A 2,721-nucleotide genomic window follows, 5' to 3' on the forward strand; every position below is an offset into this window, starting at 1 on the left:
TTCATCACCGAAATATTTAATAAATTCGCCATCGGCAAATTGTGGGTGCCAACGGTAAATCGCCCGCAGATTATTAGTTTCTCGTTGCCGGGCAGTTTTAGCCATCGGATTAATCGACACACCGTTATATATCCAGCAGGAGGTGTCGCGGGTAAATAGATGGTTGGGCAATGGCTTCATAATAAAATCATTAATATCATGAGTATCCACCACCATATTTTTTATAGAGGCAGGGATTTCGCCATAGGTCAGCCCGCCGCTTAAATGCCGTGCCAGTTCCCGGTGCTGCATGTCCGCAAGCCAGGCGCGGACATCGGCGGCGAAAGTGGGTCCAAGGCGATAATCAGAAATTTGCGTATCCAGCAGCCAGCTTTTAGCGTCGGGAATATCCAGGGTTTGTGTTAATAAATCAGTGAGTAACAGAACCTCAATTCCCTCCTGGCGCAGCGTGTTGGCGAAAATGTCGTGCTCTTCACCTGCACGTTCTACCGAAAGCACATCATCAAAAAGCAGCTCCTGGCAGTTGGATGGCGTCAGCCTTTTTAAGCTGAGATTAGGGCGATGCAGCATCACGCTACGTAATTGACCGATTTCAGAACCGACATAATGCTTTTCCATCATTATTCCTTTAATACGATTTTAAAAAATAAAGAGGAGATGGCTGCAAATACAATTTATTGCAGTCATGATTTTTCAGCTGATTTCAGAATCTATATTTAGATCTTATTTGATACGGAAACGTGATTTGTTTCACAGTCGTTTCGATATTTGAATTTGCTTTCCTAATATATGAGATGGCTCTGAGATTTTAAAAAATAATAAATACAATAACTGAATTGCTACGCATGAATATGTCTTGTTATTTATCTATGTTAATTTTATGTACATTTTTAAAAATATATGCATTTAATAATTAATTGATTTTTATGTGTTTTTTATTATGAGGTGAATGTTTATGCGGTTCTGTGATTCTATTATTTGTACGGGACAGTTTATTGCCAAATAAATATGGTGGCGAACAAAGCGAGTGGGGGAGGTGTGAATTGTGATCGACGGCTGGGTTTTATCATAACACGTTCAAAACCAGCAAGTTACCAGCAAAGAGAAAAATGAGAGGGTAAGAGTTATGCAGTGTTTATGCATAACCTGATGCGTTAGGTTAACAACTATCTAACATTATCAGCGATAAACATGCGTTGCCGCAAAATATCGGTAATTAGGAGTGGTATGGCAGGCCGTTTTTTCGTATAACAACAAAAATGAAACGATGTTTTAATTAAGGGGTTTGAGATGATTGTCGGCAATATTCACAACCTGGGTGCCTGGCTGCCGGAAGAGCTGCGTCAGGCGATTGAGCACATTAAAACGCATGTTACGGATGCGACGGAAAAGGGTAAGCATGATATCGATGGCGATCGCCTGTTTTATCTGATTGCCGAAGATATGACGGAGCCGTTTGCACAGCGCCGTGCCGAGTATCATGCCCGCTATCTGGATATTCAGATCCTGCTCAAAGGGCAGGAAGGCATGACCTTCAGTACGCAGCCTGCGGGCGCGCCGGAAACTGACTGGCTGGCGGATAAAGACATTGCCTTCCTGCCGGAAGGGGCACAGGAGAAAACGGTGGTGCTGAACGAAGGTGACTTTGTGGTGTTCTATCCGGGGGAAGTGCATAAACCGCTGTGCGCAGTCGGCGCTCCGGCGCTGGTACGCAAAGCGGTGGTGAAATTGCGGGTGGAATAAGCGTGTTTGCCGGGGGGGCAGCTTCGCCTTGCCCGGCCTACGGGAGCGCGGTTGTAGGCCGGATAAGATGCTGAACATCGCCATCCGGCAAATCAATCACGCAACGCTATCATTTGGAAAGCGTCGCCACCATTACCGCTTTAATGGTGTGCATCCGGTTTTCCGCCTGATCAAATACGATGCTGGCGGGTGACTCAAAGACGTCGTCGGTCACTTCCATCCCGCCGTGCAAACCGTACTGTTGCGCCATTTGTTTGCCAAGCGTGGTTTGATCGTCATGGAACGCGGGCAGGCAGTGCAGAAATTTAACCTGCGGATTGCCGGTGAGCGCCATCATCGCGCTGTTTACCTGATATTTGCGCAGCAGCGCAATACGCTCGGCCCACTTCTCTTTCGCTTCGCCCATTGACACCCATACGTCGGTGTAGATGAAGTCCGCACCTTTTACGCCCGTGGCGACATCTTCCGTCAGCGTAATATTGCCACCGTTTTTCTGTGCCAGCGCTTTGCATTCTGCCACCAAACTCTCATCCGGCCAGCAGGCCTGCGGCGCAACCAGACGCAGATCTAACCCGGTTAACGCGGCGGCTTCCAGCATCGAATTACCCATATTGTTACGGGCATCGCCGGTGTAGACTAACGTCATCTCATTAAATGCTTTACCCGGCAGGTGTTCCTGCATAGTTAACAGATCCGCCAGTAACTGGGTGGGATGAAACTCGTTAGTTAATCCATTCCATACCGGCACCTCGGCATATTCCGCCAGCGTTTCCACCACTTCCTGACCGTGACCCCGATACTGAATACCGTCGTACATGCGGCCGAGTACGCGGGCGGTATCTTTAATCGACTCTTTATGCCCAATCTGGCTGCCGCTTGGCCCGAGATACGTTACGCGAGCGCCCTGATCGTATGCGGCAACTTCGAAAGAGCAACGAGTACGAGTCGAGTCTTTTTCGAAGATGAGCGCGATATTTT

General features: G+C 47.7%; 3 protein-coding genes. 1 reads left to right on the forward strand and 2 read right to left on the reverse strand.

Annotation, left to right across the window (positions count from 1 at the left end; genetic code table 11):
* Window positions 1-618: arginine deiminase family protein (locus KQJ18_RS23180; RefSeq protein ID WP_253297558.1), on the reverse strand; the 618-nt coding region annotated here is incomplete at its 3' end.
* A gap of 672 nt (window positions 619-1,290) precedes the next feature.
* Here KQJ18_RS23180 and KQJ18_RS23185 point away from each other — a divergent pair.
* A complete protein-coding gene (locus KQJ18_RS23185; RefSeq protein WP_038636759.1) occupies window positions 1,291-1,743 on the forward strand; it encodes a YhcH/YjgK/YiaL family protein in 453 nt (150 codons plus the stop codon).
* Window positions 1,744-1,852: 109 nt separating this feature from the next.
* Here the strand turns inward: KQJ18_RS23185 and argF are convergent.
* Window positions 1,853-2,721, reverse strand: an 869-nt coding sequence (gene argF, locus KQJ18_RS23190; protein ID WP_216422858.1) for an ornithine carbamoyltransferase, incomplete at its 5' end; no start/stop codon positions are given.

It is taken from the genome of Citrobacter sp. S55_ASV_140 (genome assembly GCF_018919505.1).
Classification (GTDB): Bacteria; Pseudomonadota; Gammaproteobacteria; order Enterobacterales; family Enterobacteriaceae; genus Citrobacter; species Citrobacter werkmanii.

What these genes read in the sequence shown, in the direction of transcription:
- KQJ18_RS23185 (WP_038636759.1), top strand. Translation starts at nt 1,291, where the DNA reads ATGATTGTCGGCAATATTCACAACCTGGGTGCCTGGCTGCCGGAAGAG.